The organism is Teretinema zuelzerae (assembly GCF_021021555.1).
In the GTDB taxonomy this organism is placed as follows: domain Bacteria; phylum Spirochaetota; class Spirochaetia; order Treponematales; family Treponemataceae; genus Teretinema; species Teretinema zuelzerae.
Map to the genome: position 1 here is coordinate 716,079 of NZ_JAINWA010000001.1, position 20,262 is coordinate 736,340.

Annotated in this window: 15 protein-coding genes and 1 pseudogene; 7 read left to right on the forward strand and 9 right to left on the reverse strand. The window is 54.9% G+C overall.

The annotated features are described in order from the left end of the window. Positions 1 to 12 precede the first annotated feature (12 nt). From cls to K7J14_RS03280, 5 genes and pseudogenes are all read left to right on the forward strand, one after another. A complete protein-coding gene (gene cls / locus K7J14_RS03260) occupies positions 13 to 1,527 on the forward strand; it encodes a cardiolipin synthase (protein ID WP_230753065.1) in 1,515 nt (504 codons plus the stop codon). A 127-nt stretch (positions 1,528 to 1,654) separates the two neighbouring features. After that, positions 1,655 to 3,334 (forward strand): annotated as a pseudogene (locus K7J14_RS03265) (diphosphate--fructose-6-phosphate 1-phosphotransferase); the annotation flags it as partial. 471 nt (positions 3,335 to 3,805) lie between these two features. Further along, the gene (locus K7J14_RS03270; RefSeq protein ID WP_230753067.1) at positions 3,806 to 5,032 is read left to right on the forward strand and encodes a S1C family serine protease; all 1,227 of its coding nucleotides are present in this window, start codon (positions 3,806 to 3,808) and stop codon (positions 5,030 to 5,032) included. A 12-nt stretch (positions 5,033 to 5,044) separates the two neighbouring features. Further along, complete coding sequence (gene uvrB / locus K7J14_RS03275; protein WP_230753070.1) at positions 5,045 to 7,030, forward strand: excinuclease ABC subunit UvrB; 1,986 nt, start codon at positions 5,045 to 5,047, stop codon at positions 7,028 to 7,030. Positions 7,031 to 7,104: 74 nt separating this feature from the next. Beyond that, positions 7,105 to 7,710, forward strand: coding sequence for a hypothetical protein (locus K7J14_RS03280; protein WP_230753072.1), 606 nt, complete (start codon positions 7,105 to 7,107; stop codon positions 7,708 to 7,710). A gap of 8 nt (positions 7,711 to 7,718) precedes the next feature. On the opposite strand, the gene K7J14_RS03285 is transcribed toward K7J14_RS03280, so the two are convergent. Then, on the reverse strand, positions 7,719 to 8,957 hold the full coding sequence (locus K7J14_RS03285) for an NAD(P)/FAD-dependent oxidoreductase (protein ID WP_230753076.1): 1,239 nt from the start codon (positions 8,955 to 8,957) through the stop codon (positions 7,719 to 7,721). A gap of 54 nt (positions 8,958 to 9,011) precedes the next feature. Next, positions 9,012 to 9,638: a hypothetical protein gene (locus K7J14_RS03290; protein ID WP_230753078.1), complete on the reverse strand. Its 627-nt coding sequence runs from the start codon at positions 9,636 to 9,638 to the stop codon at positions 9,012 to 9,014. Positions 9,639 to 9,736: 98 nt separating this feature from the next. On the opposite strand from K7J14_RS03290, the gene K7J14_RS03295 reads away from it, so the two are divergent. After that, the gene (locus tag K7J14_RS03295) at positions 9,737 to 10,519 is read left to right on the forward strand and encodes an MBL fold metallo-hydrolase (RefSeq protein WP_230753080.1); all 783 of its coding nucleotides are present in this window, start codon (positions 9,737 to 9,739) and stop codon (positions 10,517 to 10,519) included. A 26-nt stretch (positions 10,520 to 10,545) separates the two neighbouring features. Here K7J14_RS03295 and rpmB read toward each other — a convergent pair whose 3' ends face one another. From rpmB to K7J14_RS03310, 3 genes are all read right to left on the reverse strand, one after another. Then, positions 10,546 to 10,737 (reverse strand): 50S ribosomal protein L28, encoded by a 192-nt coding sequence (gene rpmB / locus K7J14_RS03300; protein ID WP_230753083.1) that lies wholly within the window; start codon positions 10,735 to 10,737, stop codon positions 10,546 to 10,548. A 110-nt stretch (positions 10,738 to 10,847) separates the two neighbouring features. After that, complete coding sequence (pyk, locus tag K7J14_RS03305; RefSeq protein ID WP_330165584.1) at positions 10,848 to 12,713, reverse strand: pyruvate kinase; 1,866 nt, start codon at positions 12,711 to 12,713, stop codon at positions 10,848 to 10,850. A gap of 49 nt (positions 12,714 to 12,762) precedes the next feature. After that, the gene (locus K7J14_RS03310; RefSeq protein WP_230753088.1) at positions 12,763 to 13,764 is read right to left on the reverse strand and encodes an aldo/keto reductase; all 1,002 of its coding nucleotides are present in this window, start codon (positions 13,762 to 13,764) and stop codon (positions 12,763 to 12,765) included. Between the two features lie 71 nt (positions 13,765 to 13,835). On the opposite strand from K7J14_RS03310, the gene K7J14_RS03315 reads away from it, so the two are divergent. Next, a complete protein-coding gene (locus tag K7J14_RS03315; RefSeq protein ID WP_230753090.1) occupies positions 13,836 to 15,008 on the forward strand; it encodes an ROK family transcriptional regulator in 1,173 nt (390 codons plus the stop codon). 396 nt (positions 15,009 to 15,404) lie between these two features. On the opposite strand, the gene K7J14_RS03320 is transcribed toward K7J14_RS03315, so the two are convergent. From K7J14_RS03320 to K7J14_RS03335, 4 genes are all read right to left on the reverse strand, one after another. Then, positions 15,405 to 16,439, reverse strand: a complete 1,035-nt coding sequence (locus K7J14_RS03320; RefSeq protein WP_230753093.1) for a LacI family DNA-binding transcriptional regulator — start codon at positions 16,437 to 16,439, stop codon at positions 15,405 to 15,407. Between the two features lie 5 nt (positions 16,440 to 16,444). Continuing rightward, complete coding sequence (locus tag K7J14_RS03325) at positions 16,445 to 17,266, reverse strand: carbohydrate ABC transporter permease (RefSeq protein ID WP_230753095.1); 822 nt, start codon at positions 17,264 to 17,266, stop codon at positions 16,445 to 16,447. Beyond that, on the reverse strand, positions 17,266 to 18,786 hold the full coding sequence (locus K7J14_RS03330; RefSeq protein WP_230753097.1) for a carbohydrate ABC transporter permease: 1,521 nt from the start codon (positions 18,784 to 18,786) through the stop codon (positions 17,266 to 17,268). The genes K7J14_RS03325 and K7J14_RS03330 overlap by 1 nt, the downstream gene beginning before the upstream one ends. Positions 18,787 to 18,877: 91 nt before the next feature. After that, entirely contained in the window at positions 18,878 to 20,155 is a 1,278-nt protein-coding gene (locus tag K7J14_RS03335; protein WP_230753099.1) for an ABC transporter substrate-binding protein, read from the reverse strand. Positions 20,156 to 20,262: the final 107 nt, after the last annotated feature.

The following is a 20,262-nucleotide window of genomic DNA, read 5'->3' on the forward strand; positions in this document are numbered from 1 at the left end:
GAGGATGGCGGGATGAACATTGCGGGAATACTGCTGACGACAGGCTACGCGTTGAATATTCTGCTCATCCTCTTCATCCTGTTTTTCGAGGAACGCGATTCTTCGCACCGATTCACCTGGCTGCTGCTCGTCAGCTTCATTCCGGTCGCCGGTTTTCTGCTGTACCTGCTTTTTTCAGGGACCTTCTTCACCAGATCGCGGCGAATGCTTCGCGCGACCCGCAAGGCCTATTCCTATTACGAGAAAGTGCTGGACGACCAGCAGCGCAATTTGGAATCCCTCATTCAAAGCGGAACGAATCCTGCGGTGGAAGAATACGGGTCCCTCATCCACATGAACCTGACGTACGGGAAAAGCCCCGTCACCAGCCACAACTCTGTCGACGTCTTTCTCTCCGGAGAAGAAAAATACCAAACGCTTTTCGCCGATATTCTGCGTGCGAAGGAAACGATTCATCTTTCGTATTTCATCATCGTAAACGATTCTACCGGACGCGAACTGATTTCCGTTCTTTCGAAAAAAGCCGCGGAAGGAGTCGCAGTCAGGCTTCTGTACGATCATGTCGGATCGATCTTCACTTCGTCGACCCTTTTTCGTCCGCTGAAAAAAGCGGGAGGAATGGTCAGCCGATTCTTTCCGATATCCCTATTCAATCCCTTTTCGATCAATTACCGCAACCACCGGAAGCTGGTCATCATCGACGGAAAAATCGGTTATTTCGGAGGTATGAATATCGCCGACGAATACGCGAATCGGAACAACGCGCGGCCCTACTATTGGCGTGACACCCATTTGCGCATCACCGGTCCGGCCGTCCAGTTCCTTCAAAAGCAGTTTCTCGTGGATTGGTATACATCGATGGCCGAAGACCGCGACATGCACGAAGACATTCCCGTCTGGAAATTCTTCACTCAAATTTCCGATGAAGAAAATCCGCGGCCGGCGGCTCTGAGCCGTTCCGAAGTTTTGCGCGTCTGCGATGTTCCGATGCAAATAGTCAACTCAGGACCGGACGATCCGCGCAACGACGAGATCCGCGACGCGATGATACACATGATAACCAAGGCGAAAAAAAGCGTATGGATCGAAACTCCGTACTTCACTCCCGACCAGGCGTTTTTCACCGCGCTCAAAATCGCGGCCTTCTCGGGCGTATCGGTAGAAATCATCGTGCCGGGAAGCTGGGACAAATGGTACGTAAGGCTCGCCGCCATGCCCTACATCCGGGAGCTTCTCGAATGCGGCGTGAAATTCTGGCAGTACGAAGGCTTCATCCATTCAAAAATGATGGTAATAGACGGATTGATCGCGACCATCGGCACGACGAACATGGATACAAGAAGCTTCTCGCTGCATTTCGAGCTGAACGCCTTTTTCTACTCTGAAGACTTCGGAAAAACATGCTCCGCGATTTTTCATGACGACCAGGCAAAGTCGAAGTCAGTTCCGCGAGACTTCTTCCATCATACGCCGATGATCCGGAGAGCAGTATGGAATTTCTTCCGCCTCTTCGCCCCGCTCATGTAGATATAGGCAGGAAATGCCCGGAAAGCCGATAAAATCAGGGGTTTAGGCTGTCTCACTTGAAACGCCGTATGCATTCAGGTTATCATTCTATGTATCCAAAACGCATTTTTTTTTACAGGAGATATCCATGAAACTGTCCGCACTGCAGACTGCGCGCTATCAATACGCGCCGAAACTGCCCGCCGTTCTTACGGCGAAACTCGAACAAATCGCGATCGAAGCGGGAAAGCCCACTCAATCGATGGCGAATCAGGCTGAGTTGAAGGAACTCTTCAAACACACCTACGGCAAGCCGATGGTGAATTTCAAGAAGGGCAAGAACCCTAATGCCGGAAAAAAACTTCGGGTAGGCGTAATCCTCTCGGGAGGACAGGCTCCGGGCGGACACAATGTTATCGCGGGAATCTACGACGGACTGAAAAAGGGCAACCCCGAATCCAAGCTCTTCGGATTCCTCGGCGGACCTTCCGGTCTGATCGAAGGCTCCTATGTTGAAATCAAAGACAAGTTCATGGACGAGTACCGCAACACCGGAGGCTTCGACATCATCGGCAGCGGACGCACGAAAATCGAAACCGCCGATCAGATCGCCGCTTCCATGGCGACCGCTAAAAAAATGAAGCTCGACGCCGTCATCGTCATCGGCGGAGACGACTCCAATACGAACGCGGCCCTCCTCGCCGAACACTTCGTCGCAAGCGGCATGAGCACTCAGGTGATCGGCGTTCCGAAGACGATCGACGGAGACCTGAAGAACGACATGATCGAAACCTCCTTCGGCTTCGACACCGCGTGCAAAACCTATTCCGAAGTAATCGGAAACATCGAACGCGACGCGAACAGCGCAAAGAAATACTGGCACTTCGTCAAACTCATGGGCCGCTCAGCGAGCCACATCGCGCTCGAATGCGCGCTCCAGACCCAGCCGAACGTCTGCCTCATCTCCGAAGAAGTTGAAGCGAACAAAATGACGCTCCGCCAGATCACCGACTACCTCTGCGGAATCATCGCCAAGCGCGCGGAGAACAACGAAAACTTCGGTGTGATCCTCATTCCCGAGGGCCTCGTGGAATTCGTGCCTGAAATGAAAATTCTCATTGCCGAGCTCAACGACCTCATGTCCGTAAAAGCCGACGAGTTCAACAAGCTCGCAGGATTCGATGCACAGGCCGCCTGGCTCGCGAAGAATCTTTCAAAGGCTTCCGCCGACGCCTTCGCGTCGCTCCCCGCCGCCATCGCGGCGCAGTTCCTGATGGACCGCGATCCCCACGGAAACGTTCAGGTTTCCCGCATCGAAACCGAAAAGCTTCTCATTTCGCTCGTCGAGGAAAAGCTCAAGGCCATGAAGAAAGCTGGAACCTACAAGGGAAAGTTCAGTTCATACAACCACTTCTTCGGATATGAAGGCCGCTGCGCGTTCCCGTCGAACTTCGACGCGGACTACTGCTATGCCCTCGGATTCACTGCCTTCGTGCTTACGAACGCCGGATTGACCGGATACCTTTCATCGGTGCGGAACCTTACCGCTCCCGCGAAGGAATGGATCGCAGGCGGAGTGCCCCTCACCATGATGATGAACATGGAGCAGCGCCACGGTTCGCAGAAGCCGGTTATCCGCAAGGCTCTCGTGGAGCTCGACGGAAAGCCCTTCAAGGCTTTCGCGAAAAACCGCGACGTCTGGGCAATCAAGACCAGCTTCGTGTTCCCCGGCGCGATCCAGTACTACGGACCGGACGAGGTGTGCAACCAGCCGACGCAGACTCTTCTTCTCGAGCGCGGAATCGCAAAGCCCGCCGCGAAGGCGAAGTCCGGAGCAAAGGCTCCCGCCAAGGCAGCCGCGAAAGCCGACAAGCCGGCTAAAGCTCCCGTTGCCAAAAAAGCCGCCGCTAAAGCCGACAAGCCCGCCAAGGCTCCCGTTGCCAAAAAAGCAGCTGCGAAAGCCGACAAGCCCGCCAAGGCTCCCATAGCCAAAAAAGCCGCGGTGAAAGCCGATAAGCCGGCCAAGGCTCCCGCTGCCAAAAAAGCAGCCGCGAAAGCCGACAAGCCGGCGAAGGCTCCCGCTGCCAAGAAGGCGACAGCCAAGAAACCTGCGGCGAAGAAGTAATATGACGGGCGGCCGGAGTTTACGATTGACGTTCCGGCCGTTCTGCAAATAACTTCTGCAACGCCTGATAAGCCCGAAAGGCAAAACTTTCGGGCTTTTTTTATGCGCTGATTGTCGAATCCTGAGTATTTATCTATATTTAAAGGTACACTATCCGGAGAACAGGAGTGATATATGCGTCTTTATAGTAAGAATCAGGTAATAGGAATCGTCCTTGTCGCGGCCGCTCTTGCCTCGGGATTCACCCTTTTGATTTCTTCGCGCGACAGCGATACAGCGGCTGTTAATTCAGAAGCATCATTAGAAACTCCCGAACTTGTTCTTCAAACGGGCACAATGTACGGCAACGACGAATTCGCGCTTTCAACTCTGGATGTTGCCTCCTCCGACGGGTATACACAGGACGAACAGCAAAACATATCGGTATACGAGCGGGCGAACGAAGCCGTCGTGAACATTACGACTGAGACGGTCGGCATCAACTGGTTCCTCGAGCCGGTGCCGCAGGAAGGCGGTTCCGGATCAGGGTCGATCATCGATACGAGGGGGTATGTCGTGACCAATACCCACGTAATAGCGAACGCGGTGAAAATATTCATATCGCTCTCGGACGGAAGCCAGTTCGAAGGAACGGTAGTCGGTACAGACAAGGAAAACGATATCGCCGTGTTGAAATTCGATCCTCCGAAAAACAGGGATCTCAGCACTATACCGTTCGGAAACTCCTCGAATCTCAAGGTCGGACAAAAGGTGCTCGCCATCGGAAACCCGTTCGGCTTCGAAAGAACGCTGACCACCGGCATAGTCTCCGCCCTCGGCCGTCCGATAAAAACAGCGTCGAACACCATCATCAAAGACATGATCCAAACAGACACCGCGATCAATCCGGGAAACTCGGGAGGCCCCCTCCTGGACACCCAGGGACGCATGATCGGCATCAATACCATGATCTACTCCACCTCCGGAAGCTCCGCGGGCATCGGCTTCTCCATTCCCGTCAACACGGCCAAAAGAGTCGTGTCCGAACTCATTCAATTCGGAAAGGTTCGCAGAGGGTCGATAGACGCCGAACTTGTCCAGCTTAATTCGTCGATAGCCAATTACGCGCGGCTCTCCACCAACAACGGGCTTTTGGTTTCACGCGTGGGAGCCGGAAGCAACGCGGAAAAAGCAGGACTGAAGGGCGGAACCGAAGCCGTGCGCTACGGCGCCGGACGCTCGAGTTCAATCATTTATCTCGGCGGCGACGTCATCACCGGAATCGGAAAAGACAAAATCGATACACTCACCGATTACTACTCTGCCCTCGAATCGAGAAAACCCGGAGAGACTGTCGAAGTGACGGTTCTCCGGGGAAGAAACCAATTAACCTTGAAAATGGTTCTGGCGGAACGCCAGTAAGGAAGGCAGGACATGCGCCCGTTCAAAGTCGTTTCCGATTACAGCCCCGCAGGAGACCAGCCGGAAGCGATTCGCGAGCTGGTTGAAGGAATCAGGGCCGGCGACAGATTCCAAACGCTCAAGGGCGTTACCGGCTCAGGAAAAACCTTCACCATGGCGAAGATCATCGAGGAAGTACAGCGGCCGACCCTGGTAATGAGCCACAATAAAACCCTCGCCGCCCAGCTCTACCGCGAGTTCAAAAGCTTTTTCCCGAACAACGCGGTAGAGTACTTCGTTTCCTATTACGACTACTATCAGCCGGAAGCCTATGTTCCCTCGCGCGATCTGTATATCGAAAAAGACGCGGCCATCAACGACGAAATCGACCGCATGCGCCTCGCGGCGACATTCAGCCTCATGGAAAGAAGAGACGTGATCGTCGTCTCGACGGTATCGTGCATCTACGGATTGGGACTTCCCGAGTCCTGGAGAGATCTGCGCATCCATGTTGAAATAGGCAAGCCCCTCAATCCCGACGAACTGAAAAAGCAGCTGGTGTCCCTGCAGTACGAACGCAACGACGCCGTTCTGGACAGAGGAAGATTCCGCTCCAGGGGCGATGTGCTGGAAATATTTCCGGCGTATCTCGAAGAAGCGTATCGGCTCGAATTTGACTGGGAAGATCTGGTCAGAATACGAAAGTTCAACCCGGTTTCCGGCGAAACCGTCATGGAGCTGGACGAACTTTCGATATATCCGGCGAAACACTTCGTCATGAAGGAAGACGCCATACCCAACGCGCTTGAAAGAATCCGCGGCGATCTCGACGAGCAGCTCGAACGGTTCCGCATTCAAGGAAAAATGCTGGAAGCGGAACGGCTGAAAACCAGAACCGAGTACGACCTTGAAATGCTCGCGGAAATGGGATACTGCCCCGGAATCGAAAACTATTCAGCTCCGATCGCGAACAGGAATCCCGGAGACCCGCCGGCAACACTCTTTCACTATTTTCCGGACGACTTTCTCCTGTTCATGGACGAAAGCCATGTTACCTGGAGCCAGGTCGGCGCGATGTACGAAGGGGACCGTTCGCGCAAGCAGAACCTCGTTGATTTCGGCTTCCGCCTGCCCTGCGCCATGGACAACCGGCCGCTGAAGATGGCGGAATTCGAGCGGATGCTCAAGCAAGCAGTTTTCGTATCGGCGACTCCGAGAAACGAAGAACTCAAGCGTTCGACGCGCGTAGTAGAACAGGTCATCCGTCCGACCGGCCTTCTCGATCCGGAAGTAGAAGTGCGCCCGAGCGAAGGGCAAATGGAAGACATCTACCGCGAAGTCAAGGACAGGATCTCGAAAGACGAGCGGAGCCTCATACTGACGCTCACCAAAAAGATGGCGGAAGATCTTACCGACTACCTTACAGGCCTCGGTCTCAAGGTGAAGTATATCCATTCCGAGGTCGAAACGATCGAGCGGGTGGAAATACTGAAGGGCTTGCGCAAGGGCGAATTCGACATTCTGGTCGGCATCAATCTGTTAAGGGAGGGAATCGACCTCCCCGAGGTTTCGTACATCGGAATCCTCGACGCCGATAAAATCGGATTCCTCAGATCCACTACCAGCCTCATACAGATAATCGGACGCGCCGCGAGAAACCAGAACGGCAAGGTCGTCATGTACGCCGACCGCATGAGCGACGCGATGAAAGAAGCGATCGAGGAAACTTCGCGCAGAAGGAAAATTCAGGAAGACTGGAATACCTCGCAAGGAATCACGCCGACTACCATCAAGAAAGCGATAAACGACATTCTCGTCCGCGAAAACGAGCTGAAAAAGGAAGCCGTCGAGATGGAATCATCGGTACTGATCAACAGCTTCAACCTGATGATACCGAACGATCGCAAAAAACTGATCCGGGAATTGGAAAAACAGATGGCCGAATACGCCGAAGCTCTCCAGTTCGAGGAAGCCGCGACGATCAGAGACAGAATCCAGGAAATCCGGAAGATGGACTGATAGAGGCTGCTTCTTGCAGGAAGCCGCCGCATAGAGGTATCATACGCTGTACTACTTACATTCAAGGAAATTACATGAAATTCAAAGCAGGTAAAAAGTTCTTTCTGCTGAGTTCGCTGCTGGCGTATTCGGCCGTTGCAAGCATATACGCGGGCCCCGGAGCCGGCGTTTCTGTCGGCATGAGCCGTACAATAGAAGATCATTCCCAACGCGAATCGGAAGGCTACGAAATAAATACAGAAGGCATGCCGATTTCAGGCGAACTCTTCTGGGCGTTCGGCTCTGAAACAGGATTAGACGCGGGCGTTCGGGGCGGACTGAAGCAGCATATCGAAACGGTATCGCCTCCCGACAGCCTGGCATCCTTCGCCGATATTTCGATCGACACGACGCCCTTTTCGGTATTCGCCCGCGCAAATCTGCCGTATTTCTTCGCGGAAGCCTCGGGAGGAATCCACTTCGCCGATATCCGCTACGTCACCGATTCGGACGACCTCTCAGGCGAACAAAGGGGTCTTACCGCCGGACTGGCCATGGGTCCGCGGATGACCTTTATCGAGCGGCTTGTTGTAAGGGCCGCTTTTTCAGCGAATCTCTTCCAAATAGACGACATCGGCCTCGGTTCGCCGGTCACCCTGCTCACGCTCGGCCTTTCGCTGAGCGGAGCATGGCGATTCTAAGCGTCGCGTCAAACTTTCGCAAGCAGGGTTTCCAGGTCGGCGGCCGAGGCCGGCTGGCCTGAGAGCTTCTGCGCGAGGCTCTGGTTTTCCTTCGAACCGTACAGAATAGCTCCCGCGAGAAGGCCGGTTTCAGCGTCCACTACATATTTTTCATACCGCTTTTCATCAGCGCTTACTTTCGAGAACACCGTAAATTTTCCGGAAGAGGCTTCTTCCGGAGAAAGCACGGCCTTGCCCAGGGACATGAGCTCGACATCGCCGACTTTCAACGCGGTTTTCGGAACCGTCTGGGAATACGAGGGAGCGTCGATGCCCGCCGGCAGAAGGCCTGCCGAAGCAAGAATATTCTTCGCGGCTACCGGAGCCTGCTCCAGAGCGGCCGGAATTATGCCCCACACGATGCCGCCGAATTCGGCGCAATCGCCCACCGCGTAAATCCCCTTCCTGGACGTTTCCATCCTCTCGTTTACCACGATGCCGCGGTTGACCTGAAGGCCCGCCGCCTTTGCCAGCTCGGTGTTCGAATGAACGCCCATGGAAAGAAGGGTCGTCGCGCTGGCGAAGCTTCTGCCGTCTTTGAGCTTGATTTCATGGCATCCCGAAAGCCGCGAAGGCTCGAATACCGACGTTTCCGCGGAAGTCACGACTTCGATGCCCATTGCGGCGAAGCGTTTTTGCAAAAGAGCTGCGCCGGTTTCGTCCAGCTGGCGGGGAAGCAAGCGCGGAAAAATCTCGAACACCCTGACTTCCTTCGAACCGGAATCCTTCATGGCCCGGGCGGCTTCGAGTCCGAGGAGGCCGCCGCCGATCACGGAAGAGGCCGAACAGTCGGCGGAGATGGACGCGCGGATGAGCGAAACGTCCTCCAGCGTGCGCATAGTGAAAATCCCGGGAAGATCCGAGCCGGGAATCGCCGGACGATTCGCGGAGGCTCCCGTCGCAAGAACGAGGTAATCCCATGATTCCTTTCGGCCGTCCTCGAGAACAACGGTTTTCGAGTCGGGATCGATTCCTGCTACGCGCCGGCCCTGGTGCACCGACACCCTCTTTTTCTCGTACCATTCGGGTTTATAAAAAGTGATCGCTTCGGGACCGACCGCTCCTGAAAGGACTTCGGGAAGCCGCACCCGCGAATAAAAAGGATGGGCTTCTCCGCCATACACATCGACCGTAACCGAAAGCTCGGCGGCGAGGCCTGCCGCCGTATTGATTCCCGCTATTCCATTGCCTACAACTATTACGCGCATCAGTTCTCCTTGAATCGGCGCCGGGCGCCGACATGTTTACCCTGTATTGCTTCGTCACCCGGCCCTGCCGAGCAGGCGGGACAACTGTTCGTCGAAAGCCGCTCCGGTCGTCTCTCCCCGGAGAAATCGCCGAACCGCCTCTTGAATCGAAGAAGGAAATTTCTTCCAATAAATCGAAACCCAGTCGCCGATTTCATCGCGCAGTTCCTGCTGGGCCCGTAGACCCATGTTGCCGGTAGAGTACGAAACGAACTGACAGATCATGTCGTACATGATATCCGGCGGGATTCCGTTGACGGCTCCGTTTTTCACGAGGGACTCGCCGGACGTCTCAAGCCGGGCTTTCGCTTTCGGGGCCGAAGCGGGAATCCAGCTGTCCACCAGCGACAGCATTTCCTCCCTGCTCAGCTCTGGTGCTTCCTTAAGAAGCAAATCCGCGGCGAATTCCCTGAACGTGCCCCTGATGCCGTCCATGCTTTTTTGAATCGACGATTCTATCGCGCCTGACATCTGATGAGCCGCCTTCCCGGGATCGAGGGAAATAATGCCTGTGCTGGATTCCAGATCTGCCTTCCGCCGTGTCACGGCGGCCTCGAGAGCGTCGATATCCCTGAGATCGGAGCGGTTTAATATGTAATCCAGGGCTGCGAACAGTTCCTGTTTTGTCGAACGGGAAGCCATATACATAAAATACCCGCTGGAGAGCGTTTCCGCAAGAGAAATAAAGCCGATGCCCGTTATTGACCGATAAAGGCGCTCAAGCGTATTCTGAACACGTCATGGAAATTGAATTACTTGGATCAGGGACAAGCCACGGAGTGCCGGTGATCGGCTGTTCATGTCCCGTATGCGCTTCGAAGGACCAGAAAGACAACCGGATGAGGGCGAGCGCCCTTATCAGGGGGAACGACGGCAGAACAATACTCATCGATCCGGGCCCGGAATTCCGCATCCAGGCGCTCAGAACAGGCCTTGCGCGGCTCGACGCCATTCTCGCGACGCATGCGCACGCCGACCACGTACACGGCCTCGACGACGTGCGCATCTTCTCCCGGGATCATGACATACCCCTCTACTGCAACGCCGTATGCCTCGAAGACATCAAAAACAGGTTCGACTATATCTTCAAACCTACGCAGGAAGGAGGAGGAAAGCCTCGCATTGCGCTGAAAGAGGCGCGCGGAGGCGAGAAGTTCTACGCCGCCGGCATCGAAGTCACGCCGATCCCGGTGATGCACGGACAGCTTCCCGTTTTCGGATGGAGAATCGGAGACGCCGCGTATCTGACCGACTGCAACGGCATTCCCGACGGTTCGATCGAGCTGCTCAAAGGAGTCAAAAGCCTGATAATCGACGGATTGCGCGTCAGGCCCCATTCAACCCACTTTAATTTCGAAGGGGCTCTGGAGCAAATTCAGAGAATCAACCCCGATAAGGCATGGCTCACTCATTTATGCCATGATTTTACGCACGCCGAAATCCAGGACTGGCTTCGAAAACGCGTTCCGGGCAAAAAAATAGAGCCCGCGTTCGACGGGCTCTGCATCAGTATCGGACGATAAGAAATCGTCAGATAGCCGAAAATAAATCAGACCTTTTTGGTAACATAACCGCTTCTGAGGCAGCGGGTGCACATCTTAATGGTCATGGTTGTACCGCCGAGAATAGTCTTTACCTCGACGATATTGGGCTTCCACAAACGGCGGGTGTGGTTGTAGGACTTACTGACCTTGTTACCGCTTATCGTACCCTTGCCGCAAATTTCACATCTCCGGGACATATTAAACCTACCTTTCAGAAGGGGACGCATGTACCCCTTTTAATTTGCCTATAATGGAAGCTCATAGTATCAGATTCATGAAACCATGTAAAGTGGCTTCATGAAAATCATTAGATTGTACCCTCGTATACCAGTTTTTCCTGGCTGTCCAGCGTGATTGTGGAACCCGGCTCGAGCGTTTTCATCGCCCCTGATACCTGTGAAATCCAGATCAGGTTTGGATTGATCATAGACAACACTTCTTCGCTCATCTCGGACGGGTTCTCTACGACAAGACCGTCTACAACCCGGAGGATGGGAACGAAGGACATATCGAGATTACGGGTAACCAGAATTTCGCCGCCTTTTTTCCTCAGGGCGACGAAGGCTTCTTCAAGATTTTCCGCGCGTACTATTCTTCCGGTCACCCGCTTTTTCGCGTCTTCCGCCGCGGCGTCCACGCTCTCGATTCCCGTCGGGCGGCACTGCCGGCATCCCCCGGCGTTCAAGCCGCGGGCGAGCACGTTGCCCACGAACACCACCCGGATCATGTTGATCATCAAGGGACTGATGATGGGCATGCCGGCGACGAGAACGACCTTGTCGGTTTTTTTAAGCCATTTGGTATCGAGAGAAGCGCGCATCGCGTTTTGAATCATTTGTTCCGAATCTTCGGCGACGGTAACCAGCAGAGGAACCACGCCCCAGTTTAGCAGGAGCTGTCGGCGGATGGTTTCGTCGGGTGTGGCCGCGATGACGGGCTGTTCGGGACGGAAGCTCGCAAGCAACCGGGCGGTATTTCCCGTCATGGTCGGAGTAAGAAGCGCGGCGGCCTGAATCTCGGTCGCGGTTTGGTAGGCCGAATACGCCATGATTTCGCCGATTCCGCCGCGGGAGCGGTCGAGCCGGTGGAACACCCGCATCTTGTTCCGGTATTCGTCGGAGGCTTCGACGGTTCTCGCAATCTTCGCAAGCATCTGCACCGCTTCGACCGGCCAGGCTCCGTTGGCCGTTTCGCCTGAAAGCATGACTGCGTCGGTTCCGTCGAAGATTGCGTTGGCCACGTCCGTCAGTTCAGCGCGGGTCGGACGGGGGTTGACGATCATGGAGTCGAGCATCTGGGTCGCGGTGATGACCGGTTTTCCGGCCATGTTGCACGCATGGATGATCTTTTTCTGCGCAAGCGGGATGCGTTCCGTAGCCAGTTGGACGCCCAGATCCCCGCGCGCGACCATGATGCCGGCGGAAACCGCGATGATGTCTTCTATATTGTCCAAGCCCTCTTCATTCTCGATCTTGGAAATGACGCGAACCTTGGATCCGAAGGGCTCGATGAAACGGAGGATGGATACAACGTCCGCAGGAGAACTCACGAAGCTCGCGGCGATGTAATCGATGCCCTTGGAAAGGCCGAATTCGATATCTTTCTTGTCTTGTTCGCTTAACACGGGAACGTCCGGATGAATGCCTATCACGTTGACGTTTTTGCGGCTGCCGAGAGATCCGGAATTGAGAGCGGTACAGGTAATCGCGTTTTCGCCGTCCGTATCCAGGACCAATAGCTCGACGAGTCCGTCTGCAATCAGGATGCGGCAGTCTTTTTTGATTTCCCGGGGAAGCTGTTTCCAGCTGAGGGAAATCCTGCCGGGTTTTCCGGGACCGCCCGCTTCCTCCGATCCGGCTTCTATCGATACAGAGCCGTCTACAGTGCAAAGAATGGAGTCGCCTTCCCGGATGGCGATCTTTCCGTCTCCGGCGACCATGCCGGTGCGGATTTCCGGACCCTTCGTATCCAACAACAGAGCGCAGGGAATTCCGGTGATGCGGGAAGCTTCCCGAACCCTGTCGATACCCGCTCCATGATATTCGTGATCGCTGTGGGAAAAATTAAAACGGGCAACGTTCATTCCCGCGCGGAGAAGATCGCATACGACGTCGATATTCTCGGTTGTGGGACCCATTGAACACACAATTTTGGTTTTTCTGGAAAACATCATTTCTCCTCAATAAAAATTGAACTACGCTTGCCTTCAACCGAGCACGGGCTCATTCAGGCATGGCGAGAACGGTTTCGATCCGGGACAATTCCGCCGATGAAAGCGGATCGCCCTCCAGAGCCTTCAGATTTTCATCCAATTGGGAAACCGAGCTCGCGCCGATCAACACCGAGGTGGAACGCGGATCTTTGAGAAGCCACTTGATCGCCAGGGCGGAAAGCGTTTCACCGCGTTCTTGAGCGATGTCGTTGAGAGCGTTCAGTTTAGCGAGCATTGCGGGAGTCAGCCGTTCGGGTTTTAAAAATACGCCGCGAGCCGCCCGCGAATCGGAGGGTACCTCTCCTGTCAGATAGCGGGAAGAAAGCAAGCCCTGAGCAAGGGGAGAAAACAGAATCATGCCGACGCCCTCCCTTCCCAAAAGATCGGTCAAACCGTCCTCGACCCAGCGGTCGAGCATCGAATAGCGAGCCTGGTGTATCAGGCAGGGCGTGCCGAGTTCCCGCAGGATCGAGATCGCTTTCGCGGCGGTTTCGGGGCCGTAGTTGGAAATGCCCGCGTACAGCGCTTTTCCCGAACGCACGATATGGTCGAGCGCGCCCATCGTCTCCTCCAGGGGAGTTTCAGGGTCGGGACGATGATGATAAAAGATATCGACGTAATCGAGCTTCATTCTCGCCAGGCTCTGATCAAGGCTCGAAACAAGGTACTTTCGGCTGCCCCAGTCTCCGTAAGGGCCGTCCCACATTCCGTAGCCGGCCTTCGTAGAAACGACGAGTTCGTCGCGGTAGGGGCGCAGGTCTTGGTCCATGACGGAGCCGAAAAAAGTTTCGGCCGAACCCGGGGGAGGTCCGTAATTGTTTGCGAGATCGAAGTGGGTGATTCCCTTGTCGAACGCATGAAGCAGGACATCCCGGGCGGGATCCGCGCGGTCTACGCCGCCGAAATTATGCCAAAGCCCCAGTGAAATTTCCGGAAGCTTGAGTCCGCTGCGTCCGCAGCGGCGATAGTGCATAGTTCCGTACCGGTCGTCGGCTGCCTTATATACGCTCATTTGTTCTCCTTCAGCATCAGGTTGAGTCGTCTTGTCAACCAACCCCGCTGTTGTATATTATAGTAGATACGATGAAAACACTAAATGGTCCGGGGGACTTAAACATATCTCGCGTACTCCGGCTCATCTGGCAGCATAAAGGTATCAGCCGGATCGAAATTGCGCAACAACTCGGCGTTGATAAATCTACTGTAACAAAGATTGTTTCATCCCTGGAAGAGATCGGCATAATCCGCGCCTTCGCCCAAGGGAACGCCGGGCCGCAGGGCGGCAGAAAACCCATACAGCTTGAGGTGACGCCCGACTTCGGGGTTACGTTCGGCATCGAAATAACCACCGACGGAATACTCGCGGTCATGGTGAACTTGAACGGAGAAATCCTGGAATATCTGGACATCAGGATGCCCGTGACATCCGTGTACGACGCTTTCGATCTCGCGGTGGAACAGCTGAGCTTGAAGTGGGAAATCCTCGGACGGCCGCTTCTGGGAATCGGAGTCGGAATCCCCGCCATCGTCAACACGGAAACAGGAACCATCGTCCAGTCGATTCCCCTCGTCATCCATGATCCGATCCATTTTGCCGGCTGGGCCCGGGAAAAATACGGGACTCCCGTCTATATCGAAAACGACGCCAGATGCGGATGCCTCGGAGAGATTACGCTGAGGCACGGCATGGAGCTCGACAACGCGTTGTTTCTGCTCGCGGAAATTCGAAAAATCACCGGTTCAACCGAAAGCCGAAAAAACCTTTCTGTCGGACTCGGCTTCATCCTCAACGGCCAGCCCCATTACGGAAAACAGTTTTCTGCCGGAGAATTCAGGAGCATTTTGTGGGAACCGGGAAACTCCGGACAGTTTCAGTCGAACGACATGACGGGAGACAGGATCGGCTCGGACGAATCCGTAACAGGCTCGATGTTCACCGAACTGGCCCGCCACGCGGCGCTTTTGACGAACAGCCTGAACCTGAACTATGTGTTCATCGGCGGACTCGACGACTCTCTTACGGAAGATCTGATCGCCAGAATTAATTCGGAGATAGTGCGCAACTGGCCCTATGAACATGCGCAGCAATATTCGGTCATTCCTGCGTCTCTGGGCAGAAAGGCGGTCGCCTACGGTGCAGCCGGGCACTGCCTCCAGCGATTCTTTTCCCTCCCGAACATCTACCAGCCCTCGGGCAGCGGCCCGTCGATAAAAGAAACCCTCACCAAAATAAAAGACGTCTCTGCGGATAGCTGAAGCCTGCAAGCGTGCGCGCCGGCGCTCCAGCGTGTTCGCCGGCGGTCGGCGTGTTCGCTTGCGGTAAGCGTGTTCGCCGGCGGTCAGCGTGCGCTTGCGGCCTGCGTGTTCGCTTGCGGTCAGCGTGCTCGCTTGCGGTCAGCATGCACTTGCAGTCAGCGTGTGCGCTTGCGGTCAGCGTGCGCTTGCGGCCTGCGTGTTCGCTTGCGGTCAGCGTGCTCGCTTGCGGTCAGCATGCACTTGCAGTCAGCGTGTGCGCTTGCGGTCAGCGTGCGCTTGCGGCCTGCGTGTTCGCTTGCTTGCGGTAAGCGTGTTCGCTTGCGGTCAGCGTGCTCGCTTGCGCTCAGCGTGCGCTTGCGGCCAGCGTGTTCGCTTGCGGCCAGCGTGCGCTTGCGGTCAGCTGCGGGCGGCTGCGAGGGAGCCGCGGAGGACAAGTTCGGCGGTCAGCGTCATCGAAGAAACAGGCTGTTTGTTGATCATCTTCACCAGCAGCTCGGCGGCGGCCTCGCCTTTTTCGAAGCCGGGCTGCCTCAGCGTGGTGAGCGGAGGATTCATGAAAACAGAGAAGGGAATATCGTCGAAACCGACGACTGAAATATCATCGGGAATCGAAAGTCCCTGAGCCGCGCATTCTTCGTATACGCCGAGGGCCTGCACGTCTGCGAGGCAAACGATGGCAGTGGGGCGTTTTTTCTGGGACAGGAGGTCGCGGGCTACTTTTCGGCCGCTCTCGCTTGAAACTTCCGTATGATGCACCTGAATGCCGGTATGGGCGCCGAAGCTCAGGCCATGGCGCTTAAGCGCGCGATTAAAGCCGTTAAGCCGCGTATCGTTCGTCTGGCTGAAGTGGTCGCCGTTGTCGGAAAGAGTAACGTTTTGCAGCATGAACACCGCTATCTCGCGATGTCCCTGGCGAAGAACTTCTTCCATCAGGCTTTCCGCCGCCGCTTCGTCGTTAATGCCGACATTGACCAGCCCCTCTCCCGCTCCGCCGTCGATGGTAACAAAGGGAAGCCCCCGCTGGTGAAACAATTCAAGAACGGTCATTCCCGGTCCGATGCCGAGGGTGATGATTCCGTCCACGGCCGCGTTTCTGATGGTTTGGGTCAGGACTCCCTTTAAGGGGGAAAGAACCCCGAGTGACAGTCCTTCGCGGTCGCAGATATAGCCGATGCCGCGCATGATCTCCGAAATATAGGGGTTCTGGAATACTTCGTGAATCGACTGCGGCAGCAGCAGACCGATAGAACCGGTCTGCTTCATCGCAAGCGTCCGGGCTACCGGATCGGGCACATATCCCAGTTCGCGCGCGATATCCATAATCCTGGTAAACGTATCCTTGGATATTTTAGAAGGGTTGTTGAAGGCGAACGAAACAGTCGTCTTCGAAACGCCAGCCTCTCGCGCAATATCGTTGATTGTAGCCCGCATTCACTTCATCCTTTTACTGCCCCGGCGGCAATGCCTTTGATTATATACTTCTGCAAGGCCAGATAGAACAACACGATGGGCAGAGCCGACAACGTGAGGGAGGCGGTCATGGCGCCGTACTCCTTGAGGAATTGGCCGTTGAACATCATCTGGGCTAGCTGGATGGTTCCCTGCTTCACCACGATGAGGGGGAGAAGAAAGTCGTTCCAGAGCCAGAGCGCATCGATGACGGCGATTGTGGCTATGATTGTTTTCAAGAGCGGAAAGACAATATTGAAGAAGATGTAAAACTGTCCCGCTCCATCGATCGCGGCTGATTCCTCAAGTTCGCGCGGTACTCCTTTTACGAAGCCGTGGAACATGAAGATCGCCGTCGGACAGCCGAGTCCCCAATACATGACGATAATACCGGGGATGCTCATCAGGTGCAAGTCCGCGGCCAATACCGCGACGGGAACCATGATGATCTGAAACGGAATCACCAGGGCGAGCACAAAATAACCGTAGATTCCCCAGGACAGCCTGCTGTCCGTGCGGGCGAGCTTATAGGCAGCCATCGAGCTGACCAATATTATGCCCGCAAGACCCAGCACGGTGATGGAAAGGGTGTTCAGGAACACCCGGGGAAACTCCATCGCAGTCCAGGCCCGCGCGAAGTTGCCGAAGAACAGGCCCCTCGGCAGGCCGAGCGGATCGACCGTTATCTGGGCGTCGGTCTTAAACGCGTTCAATATCACGAAGATCACCGGGTAAAAAAACACGAGAGCGAAAAGAACCATGACTCCGGTGAATACTCTTCTGGTTACGATCTGATGGGTTGTAGCCATTATTGCTCCACCTCCTTCTTTTTCATTATGTACAGCTGTATTCCGGTTACGATGAATATAATCGTGAACAGAAGCATCGCCTTCGCGGTGGCAAGGCCCGCGCGCTTTCTGGCGAAGGCGTCGAAGAAAATATCAAGGACGACGGGCACGGTTCCGTAGGTATAGGCGGAACCCGAGGTCATGGCGTAGATCAGGTCGAAGCTCTTCAGAGCATTCGCAATAGTAAGGAAAAACGAAATTGTGAGCGCGGGAACAAGGAGCGGCATCGTTATGTTGGTAAACCGCTGCCAGGGCGAGGCTCCGTCGATTTTCGCCGCTTCCACGACGTCGGTCGGAATATTTTGAAGGCCTGCCAGATACACGATCATGTAATAGCCGGCGCCCTGCCAGATCGCGACCATCACGATGAGCCAGGGTGTTTTAGCCGGATCGCTCAGCCATTGATCGATTCCCGTTACCCGGGGGAACATTTGGAAAAAGAGCATTTTCCAGATGAGCGCCACAATGACCATGGACAGCACGTTCGGCAAAAAGAAAACGGATCTGAGGAATTTCTGCCCCTTGATTCCGGTATCGAGGGCGAGGGCGAGAAGGAAGGCGAGAAGATTGATTCCTATGACCGAGAAAAAGGCGAAAAACGCGGTAAAGCCGATGACGCCCAGATCGAAGCCCCGAGAGGTCCACTTCGCGCCGAGCACGGGCTTGAGCTCGCCCAGGGCCCACAGTCCTTCGGCGCCGGATTCTACGTCTTTCGCGCTTTCCGCGGAGAGGTTTTCAGATTTGACAAAAGAGGCGACGGCTTCCCTCCAGGCGTCCCGGTCTCGAGCGAGGGCTGCGGAACGTATGGATGAAATCAGCGCGGAAATAGAATCTGCTTTTATTCTGTCTTCGACCTCGAACTCGGGTATGAGCCAGATCTTGTCTTCAAAGGAAAATTCGTTCCATTCAGAGCGGAGAGAGAAATCTTCTTTAGTTTCCTCGTAGAACGAATCGAAGAGCGCGCGTTCATCCGCGGACAGCTTCGATAATAAGTTTTTCTGCAGATCTTTTTTCGCGATCCGCTGAGGAATCGACGAGGTCGTATTGTAATAAGACTGGTCGAATGAGCGGGGATAAAACGATTCGCTCACTTTTCCGCCGATAATGTCGCGGTAGTTTTTCAGGCCGACGAAGCGGTTCGCTTCGCTTTCATATCCGGCCTTCCGGAAAATCGATTCCACTTTTCTTCTTTCAAAGCCGGAAAGCGAAAGCCGGCTGTAGGCGTTCTCGTCTCCGTTGCGGGCGTATACTGAAAGCAGATATTCTCTGTCTTTTTCGCTCTTCAATTTACCAAGTACGAGGTTTTCAAAATCGCCGCCGTCCATGACGATGGGCGAGCGCGGCGTAAGGCCGTCCCAGTTGGTCAGCGAGATGTACAGGCCGTTCAAAAAAGGGTAGATGAAAAAAATGGTGTACAACACAAAGCTGGGCAGCAGAAATACCGCGAAGTACAGGTGCTTCTTGGTTTTTGATTCTACCATGAACTGGCTCCTTTCGAAAATGATGCAAAAAAAGGCCGCGGTACGCCGTACCGCGGCCCGGTCAATCAAACGGGTCCGCTAAAAACCGGACTTACTTCTTGACGGCTCCGGCCCAGATCGAGTCGATTGACTCGATAACCTTTTCGCCGGTGATCTTCTTGAACATATACTGCTGCGCGCCGTTCTTGCAACCATCCTCGAACGCGGTCGTAGGATAGGAAGAGAAGGCCCAGGGGTACGCGCCGTTCTTGTCAACGCTGGAAAGCAGATCCTGGAAGGGCTGTTTCATGCTGGAAAGATCGGCTCCCTTGAAGGCGGGAACGAGCTTGTAGTCTTCGATCCAGATTTTCTGGGCATCGGGAGACGCGAGCCAGTCCAGGAAGGCGAGAGCAGCGTCCTGCTTTTCCTTGGAAGACTGGGCGGAAACGCCGAAGCAGGAGTCGATGTCTGCGTACATTTTGTTGAGCTTCGCGTCGTTGAACACGGGATAGGGAATGAAACCACAGTTCAGTGAAGGATTGGTACCAATGGCGGCTCCGTATGACCAGAGGCCTTGAACCATCATCGCGGCTGAACCCTTGGCGAAGGCTGCCTGCTGCTGATCCCAGCCCCATTCGGCCGCTTTCGGATCCATGTTGTCTTTGTAGAAGTCGAGCGCAGCGAAGAGCTTCGCGGTGTCCACGGCTCCGTACGAAGTTTTTCCGGCGTTCATGTCCGCGACGAACTTGTCGACCGCGACGCCTTTCTCTCCGACGAGAAGAGCGGTGTGCACGAGGGTGATGAAGTGTCCGGCAGACCAGTTTTCTGCGAGAAGTCCGGCGAAGGGTGTCACTCCGTTGGATTTGAGGGTCGCGCAGACACGCTCGAGCTCGCGGGCGGTCGTTGGAGCCTTCAGGCCGTATTTGTCGAAAATATCCTTGTTATAGATGATTCCGATTCCCGCGTAGTCCATCGGAAGGGCGTATTGTTTTCCGTTGTAGGTAACGGAAGCTTTAGAGCTGTCCACAACCTTGGACATGACGCTCTGCTTGGACAGATCTACTACGTAGCCTTTTTCGGCGTATTCCCAAACGCGGGAGTATGTCTGCATCTGAAGAATGTCGGGTAGCTTACCCTGAGCGGCGCGAGCGGACATGGTCGCGTCGGCGTCGTTGGGAACGATCAGCAGGGAGATTTTTACTCCGGTTTTCGCGGTGTACGCGTCGACGAGCTTCTTGAGCCCTTCCTGATTTTCCTGCTTGTAATAGTACATTTCCAGTTCGACCGGCGCAGCGCCGGCTGAACCTGATTTCGCTTCCGCTCCGCCGCTGGCGAATACCGCGCCCGCCAACAGAACGAGGCTGACCGCGGCGCTCATGATTTTCTTCATTTTCTCTCCTCCATCAAATAAAGACATTTGTTTTTCCAACGGCTATTAAACCGCTTTACCTTATTATTAAACCGGTTTACTCATTTGTCAATATAAATAATGAAAGA

Excerpts from the sequence above, each read along its gene's own strand:
- cls (WP_230753065.1), top strand. The coding sequence starts at position 13 with ATGAACATTGCGGGAATACTGCTGACGACAGGCTACGCGTTGAATATT.
- K7J14_RS03270 (WP_230753067.1), top strand. The coding sequence starts at position 3,806 with ATGCGTCTTTATAGTAAGAATCAGGTAATAGGAATCGTCCTTGTCGCG.
- uvrB (WP_230753070.1), top strand. The coding sequence starts at position 5,045 with ATGCGCCCGTTCAAAGTCGTTTCCGATTACAGCCCCGCAGGAGACCAG.
- K7J14_RS03280 (WP_230753072.1), top strand. The coding sequence starts at position 7,105 with ATGAAATTCAAAGCAGGTAAAAAGTTCTTTCTGCTGAGTTCGCTGCTG.
- K7J14_RS03285 (WP_230753076.1), bottom strand. The coding sequence starts at position 8,957 with ATGCGCGTAATAGTTGTAGGCAATGGAATAGCGGGAATCAATACGGCG.
- K7J14_RS03290 (WP_230753078.1), bottom strand. The coding sequence starts at position 9,638 with ATGGCTTCCCGTTCGACAAAACAGGAACTGTTCGCAGCCCTGGATTAC.
- K7J14_RS03295 (WP_230753080.1), top strand. The coding sequence starts at position 9,737 with ATGGAAATTGAATTACTTGGATCAGGGACAAGCCACGGAGTGCCGGTG.
- rpmB (WP_230753083.1), bottom strand. The coding sequence starts at position 10,737 with ATGTCCCGGAGATGTGAAATTTGCGGCAAGGGTACGATAAGCGGTAAC.
- pyk (WP_330165584.1), bottom strand. The coding sequence starts at position 12,713 with ATGATGTTTTCCAGAAAAACCAAAATTGTGTGTTCAATGGGTCCCACA.
- K7J14_RS03310 (WP_230753088.1), bottom strand. The coding sequence starts at position 13,764 with ATGAGCGTATATAAGGCAGCCGACGACCGGTACGGAACTATGCACTAT.
- K7J14_RS03315 (WP_230753090.1), top strand. The coding sequence starts at position 13,836 with ATGAAAACACTAAATGGTCCGGGGGACTTAAACATATCTCGCGTACTC.
- K7J14_RS03320 (WP_230753093.1), bottom strand. The coding sequence starts at position 16,439 with ATGCGGGCTACAATCAACGATATTGCGCGAGAGGCTGGCGTTTCGAAG.
- K7J14_RS03325 (WP_230753095.1), bottom strand. The coding sequence starts at position 17,266 with ATGGCTACAACCCATCAGATCGTAACCAGAAGAGTATTCACCGGAGTC.
- K7J14_RS03330 (WP_230753097.1), bottom strand. The coding sequence starts at position 18,786 with ATGGTAGAATCAAAAACCAAGAAGCACCTGTACTTCGCGGTATTTCTG.
- K7J14_RS03335 (WP_230753099.1), bottom strand. The coding sequence starts at position 20,155 with ATGAAGAAAATCATGAGCGCCGCGGTCAGCCTCGTTCTGTTGGCGGGC.